This is a genomic window from Planomonospora algeriensis (genome assembly GCF_977012225.1).
This window is the reverse complement of sequence record NZ_CDRNDK010000027.1, coordinates 25,684-31,920: the sequence shown is the minus strand read 5'-3', so window position 1 is coordinate 31,920 and position 6,237 is coordinate 25,684. Positions and strand designations below refer to the sequence as shown.

At 72.0% G+C, this 6,237-nt stretch carries 5 protein-coding genes, 2 tRNA genes, 1 other RNA gene and 3 pseudogenes; 5 read left to right on the top strand and 6 right to left on the bottom strand.

The genetic code is table 11. The features are described 5' to 3' along the window. Positions 1-1,950, bottom strand: a 1,950-nt coding sequence (locus ACWJ6R_RS05450; RefSeq protein ID WP_449061130.1) for a DNA polymerase III subunit gamma and tau, incomplete at its 3' end; no start/stop codon positions are given. A gap of 30 nt (positions 1,951-1,980) precedes the next feature. Next, an RNA gene (gene ffs, locus ACWJ6R_RS05445) (signal recognition particle sRNA small type) lies at positions 1,981-2,079 on the bottom strand. A 171-nt stretch (positions 2,080-2,250) separates the two neighbouring features. Between ffs and ACWJ6R_RS05440 the strand changes: the two genes are divergently transcribed. From ACWJ6R_RS05440 to ACWJ6R_RS05420, 5 genes and pseudogenes are all read left to right on the top strand, one after another. Continuing rightward, positions 2,251-2,339 (top strand) — tRNA-Ser (locus ACWJ6R_RS05440). A gap of 160 nt (positions 2,340-2,499) precedes the next feature. Then, positions 2,500-3,356 (top strand): annotated as a pseudogene (gene ypfJ, locus ACWJ6R_RS05435) (KPN_02809 family neutral zinc metallopeptidase). 103 nt (positions 3,357-3,459) lie between these two features. Continuing rightward, positions 3,460-3,759 carry a type II toxin-antitoxin system VapB family antitoxin gene (locus tag ACWJ6R_RS05430; RefSeq protein WP_189238790.1) on the top strand — a complete coding sequence of 100 codons (300 nt, stop codon included), beginning with the start codon at positions 3,460-3,462 and terminating at the stop codon, positions 3,757-3,759. A gap of 109 nt (positions 3,760-3,868) precedes the next feature. Then, positions 3,869-4,042: pseudogene (locus ACWJ6R_RS05425) on the top strand (NUDIX domain-containing protein); the annotation flags it as partial. Positions 4,043-4,065: 23 nt separating this feature from the next. Continuing rightward, entirely contained in the window at positions 4,066-4,377 is a 312-nt protein-coding gene (locus tag ACWJ6R_RS05420; protein WP_449061131.1) for a hypothetical protein, read from the top strand. A gap of 109 nt (positions 4,378-4,486) precedes the next feature. Here ACWJ6R_RS05420 and ACWJ6R_RS05415 read toward each other — a convergent pair. The 4 genes and pseudogenes from ACWJ6R_RS05415 to ACWJ6R_RS05400 all read right to left on the bottom strand — a co-directional run bounded on the left by ACWJ6R_RS05415 (position 4,487) and on the right by ACWJ6R_RS05400 (position 6,159). Continuing rightward, positions 4,487-4,576 (bottom strand) — tRNA-Ser (locus tag ACWJ6R_RS05415). Between the two features lie 21 nt (positions 4,577-4,597). Next, positions 4,598-5,082, bottom strand: a pseudogene (gene tadA / locus ACWJ6R_RS05410) (tRNA adenosine(34) deaminase TadA). Positions 5,083-5,140: 58 nt separating this feature from the next. Then, entirely contained in the window at positions 5,141-5,632 is a 492-nt protein-coding gene (locus ACWJ6R_RS05405) for a tRNA adenosine deaminase-associated protein (RefSeq protein ID WP_449061129.1), read from the bottom strand. 17 nt (positions 5,633-5,649) lie between these two features. Then, positions 5,650-6,159 (bottom strand): tRNA adenosine deaminase-associated protein, encoded by a 510-nt coding sequence (locus ACWJ6R_RS05400; RefSeq protein ID WP_449061128.1) that lies wholly within the window; start codon positions 6,157-6,159, stop codon positions 5,650-5,652. Positions 6,160-6,237 lie beyond the last annotated feature (78 nt).

Genomic DNA, 6,237 nt, shown 5'->3' with positions numbered 1-6,237 from the left:
GCCCGCTCGTCGGTCACCAGGACGTTGCTGGGCTTCACGTCGCGGTGCAGGATGCGGGGGCTGTGCCGGGGACTGCGGCGGAGCGGCCGGCGGATGGTTGCCGCCGAACGGCGCGGCCCCGCCGGAACCGCCCACGACGGCCTCGACCTTCCAAGTGCCGCCCAGCACGTCCTGCAGGGCCGCCGCGACGACCGTGTCCTTCCCTCCGCCGACGAAGTTCTTCATCGCGCCGACCTGGGTGAAGCCCAGAGTGAGGATCTTCCCCTCGACGCCGACGACCTGGGCGTTGGTGTTGACGTTCGCCCAGACGACGATGCTGCGCTGCTTCAACGCGCCGAGCACCTGCGGCCACGCCTGCTGCACGGCCGCCATCTCGGAGCCGGCGGGGCCCGCGGGGGGCGCCGAGGCCGCCGAGGGCTGCGGGGGCACGGAGGGCGTCCCCTCCTGCGGGGGCTGCGGACCGGCCGGGACGGCGGGGGAACCGGGCTTGACCGTGACCGGCCAGTCGTCGGCGGGCGCCGGGGCCGGGCCCTGGGAGGCGGAGCCCGTACCGGTCTCCGGAGACGCGACCGGGCCGGACGCGACCGGGCCGGACGCGACGGCGGCCTGCGGCGCGATCACGCGCTGCGGTGCGACGGCGGGGACCGTGACGGTCTGCGGCGCGACGGTGGGCGGCGTGTACGGCGCGGTCGCGGCGGGGGCCGCGTATCCGGCGGCCGGGACGTTTCCGGCGGGAGGCGTGTACCCGGCGGCGGGTCCGGGGACGGTGAACGCGTGCGTCCCGGGGGAGCCCGCGGCGCCCCGCTCCAGCCGCTCCAGCCGGGCCAGCAGCGCCGCCTCGTCCTGGGCGGCTCCGGGGAGCAGCACCCTGGCGCACATCAGCTCCAGCAGCAGCCGGGGCGAGGCCGCCCCGCGCATCTCGACCAGCCCGGCGTTGAAGACCTCCGCCGCCCGGGTCAGGTCGGCGGGCCCCATCAAGGCGGCCTGCTCCCGGAGCCGCTCCAGCTCGTCGTCGGGGCGGTCGAGCAGGCCGCTGCCGGCCGCCTCGGGCACGTTGGCCAGGACGACGAGGTCGCGGAAGCGCTCCAGCAGGTCCATGGCGAACCGGCGGGGATCGTGCCCGCCCTCGATCACCTGGTTCACCGCCTGGAAGACCCGAGCGCCGTCCCGCGCCGCGAACGCGGCGACCATGTCGTCGAGCAGGCCCCCGTCGGTGTAGCCCAGCAGGGAGACCGCCCGCGCGTAGGTGATGCCCGCCTCGTCCGACCCGGCGAACAGCTGGTCGAGGATCGACAGGGAGTCGCGGGCCGAGCCGGCGCCCGCCCGCACGACCAGCGGCAGCGCGGCGGGCTCGAACGGGACGTCCTCGGAGGTGAGGATCTCCTCCATGAGCGTGCGCAGCGCGGCGGGCGGGATCAGCCGGAAGGGGTAGTGGTGGGTCCGGGACTTGATCGTCCCGATGACCTTCTCCGGCTCGGTGGTCGCGAAGACGAACTTGAGGTGGGGCGGGGGTTCCTCGACGAGCTTGAGCAGCGCGTTGAACCCCTCCCGGGTCACCATGTGCGCCTCGTCGATGATGTAGATCTTGAAGCGCGACGACACGGGCGCGAAGAAGGCCCGCTCCCTCAGGTCGCGGGCGTCGTCCACGCCACCGTGCGAGGCCGCGTCGATCTCGATGACGTCGAGGTGGCCGGGACCGGTGGGGGCGAGCGCCACGCAGGACTCGCACTCGCCGCACGGGTCGGGGGTCGGCCCCTTCTCGCAGTTGAGCGAGCGGGCCAGGATCCGGGCGCTGGAGGTCTTGCCGCACCCGCGGGGACCGCTGAACAGGTAGGCGTGATTGATCCGGCCGCTCCGCAGCGCCTGCCGGAGCGGCTCTGTGACGTGTTCCTGGCCCTTGACCTCGGCGAAGGTCCCGGGCCGGTACTTGCGGTAGAGCGCCAGACTCATCAAGGAGCTCCCGCCTGCGAGGGGTCCTGCAACGAAGGAACCCCTCGCACACCCGCCAGAGCCCGCTTATCCTTGCTGCCTTCCGGCCCTGGGGAGGTTCACAGGATGACGCCGCGCGAGGGGTCCGGACACAGTCTAGCTCCCCACGGCAGTGCTCGGGTCCGCGAATGTCGTGCGGGCGTGCGGTCACCTGATCGACCGGTGATCGACCCGCCCCGCCCCCCCCCGATCGCGGATGTCCGCGAATGTCGCGCGGGCGTGCGGTCACCCCACGCCCGAAAGTCCGCTAAGCTTTCCGGCGGAGGATTCGCCTAGTTGGCCTAGGGCGCACGATTGGAAATCGTGTTGGGGGCAACCCCTCAGGAGTTCGAATCTCCTATCCTCCGCCACTCAGAGGGGCCGGACCGCACAAGCGGTCCGGCCCCTCCGGCGTTTCCGTCCCGGTCCCCGTTCCGCCCCTCGGCGCCGGGAGGGCCGTTTCCCCGACCGTTTCCCCTGCCGTTTCTCGGGCAGTCGAGGCGTCCCGAACGGATCGAAGGGACGTCGGCGATGGATTTCAAGGACGATGTCCGGCTGGACAGCTCGCAGGTCGAGAGCGGCGGCCGCCGCGTCCCCGGCGGCGGGCTCGCGGTGGGCGGCGGCGTCGCCGGGATCATCGCGCTCATCGCCGCGCTGGTGTTCGGCGTGGACCTCGGCGGCCTCACCGGCGGCGGTGCGGCCCCCACCCCGGTCGACCAGGGCTCGAACCTCGCGGCGCAGTGCAGGACCGGCCAGGACGCCGACCAGAACGAGGAGTGCCGGGTGATCGGCGTGGTCAACAGCATCCAGGAGTACTGGCCCACCGCCGTGGACGGCTACGAAGAGGCCAAGACCGTGCTCTTCTCCGGCGCGGTGGACACCGGGTGCGGCGCGGCCGACTCCTCCGTCGGGCCGTTCTACTGTCCCGCCGACCGGCGGGTCTATCTCGATCTGAGCTTCTTCGACCAGCTGCAGAACCGTTTCGGCGCCAAGGGCGGGCCGTTCGCCCAGGCGTATGTGATCGGGCACGAGTACGGCCACCACGTGCAGAACCTGACCGGGGTCCTGAGCCGCTCGCAGAGCGACCGGCAGGGGCCGGAGAGCGGTGCGGTCCGGGTGGAGCTCCAGGCGGACTGCTACGCGGGCGCCTGGGCGAAGAACGCCTACGAGACCGGGCTGTTCGCCCAGCCGTTCACTCGGACCGACATCGAGGAGGCGCTGAGCGCCGCCTCCGCGGTGGGGGACGACAGCATCCAGGAGCGCACCCAGGGCCGGTCGACCCGGAGGGCTTCACCCACGGCACCTCGGCGCAACGGGTCAAGTGGTTCACCACCGGTTACGAGACCGGCGACCCGAAGCGCTGCGACACCTTCTCCGGCGACATCTGAGCAGGCCCTCCAGCGGGCTGCGGGCGGGCTCCGGACAGGCTCTGACCAGCGCCGTGACCCGACAGGCGGGCAAACGACCGGATTGTCTCTTAAACTACATGGGGTGATCTTCAAGCTGGTCGGCGATGGACGGCCCTACCCCGAGCACGGCCTCTCCAACCGCGAGTGGGCGCAGATACCGCCGCGGCAGGTCCGGCTCGACACCCTGATCACCACGAAAGCGGTGCTCGACCTGCACTCCCTGCTCGCCAAGGACTCCACCTTCTACGGCGACCTGTTCCCGCACGTCGTGCAGTGGCGCGGCGAGCTCTACCTGGAGGACGGCCTGCACCGGGCGCTGCGCTCGGCCCTGCACCAGCGCCCGGTCCTGCACGCCCGCGTCCTCGACCTGCCGGACGCCTGAGCCCCGCCGCCTCTTCCGCACGTTCCCGGTTCACGGACCGCCGCCCCCGCGACTGAGACATGATCGCGGTGACGGCCCCCGTCCGGTGGGCGTTGAACGAGGAGGCCCCATGGCGATTTCCCCCTACCTGAAGTGGCTGCGGCGGTATGTGGGGCACGATCTGCTGCTGATGCCGGCGGTGACGGCCGTCATCACCGATGACGAGGGCCGCGTCCTGCTGGTGGAGGACATCGACACCGGCCGGTGGATGCTGCCCGGCGGAGCGGTCGATCCCGGTGAAGGGCCGGCGGACGCCTCGTCCGGGAGATACAGGAGGAGCTCGGCGTCGAGGTCGAACCGACGGCCGTGCTGGGGGTGTTCGGCGGGCCGGAGTTCGTCGCCGAGTACCGCAACGGCGACCGGGTGGCGTACGTGGCGACGGTGTTCGCCTGCCGGATCCTCACCGGCGAGCCGGTGCCCGACGGAGAGGAGGTCGCCGCCTTCCGCTTCACCGCTCCCGGCGACCGCGACCTGATGGACGTGGCCCCGACGACGCGCCACATGCTGACCCGGATCGATCCGGGCTCACCCGAGGCCTGGTTCGATCCCCCCGTCCCCCGGCGGCACCGCTCCTCCTGACCGGAGGGGCGCGGAGCTCCTCTCAAGATCGGGGGCAGGGCCGTTTCCCCGTGGTCTTGAAATGCGAAGGGCCTCCGACCTGATCACACAGGTCGGAGGCCCTTCGTAGTGGCGGTGGTGGTGGGATTTGAACCCACGGATGAGTTGCCCCATCACACGCTTTCGAGGCGTGCGCCCTCGGCCACTAGGCGACACCACCGCCGAGCAGCTTACCGGATAATCACCGTTGCTCGCGCGGCCTGCGCGCGGCGAAGAACCCGGTGAGCACCCCGGCGCACTCGTCGGCCAGCACACCCATGACGACCTCCGGGCGGTGGTTGAGCCGGCGGTCCCTGAGCACGTCCCAGAGCGAGCCCGCCGCGCCCCCCTTGGCGTCCACCGCCCCGTAGACGACACGGTCCACCCGCGCCAGCACCGCGGCTCCCGCGCACATGGTGCAGGGTTCGAGCGTGACCACGAGCGTGCAGCCGCTCAGCCGCCACTCGCCCCGTCCGCGCGCGCCTCCCGCAGGGCCAGCACCTCGGCGTGCGCGGTCGGGTCCGCCAGGGACTCGCGATCGTTGCCCGCCTGCGACAGCACCTCGCCGCCGGGCCCGAGCACGACCGCTCCGACCGGCACCTCTCCGCGCTCCCCCGCCCGTACGGCCTGCGCCAGGGCCAGCCGCATCGCGGGGGCGTAGCCCGTCCCTCCGGAACCCGCCACCATCGGACCCTCCGCCGGTCCCCTCACCGCCGCGGACCCGCCGGAGCCGTCGCCGTGGCCCTCACCTCAGACGGTCGAGCTCGTCCGCGAAGGCCAGCCGCTCGGCGATCACCGAGAGCGTGTCCGCCGGAAGCGCGCCCTCCTCCATGCTGAGCTCGATGAGCTCTTCGGGGCTCATGCCCAGGTCGCTCAGGAGCTCGAAGTCACCCGCCGGCCGTACGCCCAGTTCGGGCGTGTCGCCCTCCGGGGCGACCCCGGCCAGCTCGCCGAAGAGCTCGCCGAGCGCGTCCGTGCGCACGGCCTGAGCGTCGGACAGGAAGGCGCGGGGATCGGTCTCGCCCCGGTAGCGGACGATCGCGAACCACTCGTCCTCCACCTCGACGCAGAGCAGGGCCAGTTCCTCGCCGTCGAGGCCGAGACTCTCCTGGACGGCGTCGCCGAGGTCGTCGACGATCTCGGCGTCGCCGAGGTCGACCTCGGCCCCCCGCCAGCCGTTCGCGGTGCGCACGAAGGCGGCCGAGAAGAGCCTGCTGCCGGACGGTCTGGAGGCCATGGCGATCTCTCCCGGGCTCAGCCGAACATCGAGTCGATGGCGCGTTCGAACGGCTCGGAGAAGCCGAGCCGCGCGGCGATGCTGGACAGCACGTCCTCGGGCAGCAGGTCGATGTCCCCGGAGAGGATGCCGAGCTCCATCTCGTCGAGCCCCAGGTCGGCGAAGATGGACAGGTCCCCCGCGGGGAGCGCCGTCTCCTCGTCCTGCAGGATCGCGTCGAGCTCGTCCTCGTCGGGCACCGGGACGTCGAGGTAGTCCAGCACCTGCTCCGCGAGCGGGAAGTCCAGCGACGCGGCGATGTCCGAGAGGAACACCTCCACCTGCTCGCCGAACACCCGTAGCGCCACGAAGAACTCATCCCCCACGGCGACCAGGCCAATCGCGCCGCTCAGGCTCGGCTGCTGGCGCAGGGCGTGGATCAGCCCGTGGAGGTCGGAGGTGAGCGCCACGGGAAGCATCTCCGCCTCCCAGCAGTCGTCCTCGCGATAGACCACGATGGCGAAGTCGAGCACTTCTTCGTCTGTCATCGTCATCTCCACCGAGCCGACCTGTACGGATGTCAATGCTTTCAGAAGTGGAGCACCGCCGTACGCCACTCCGGCCAA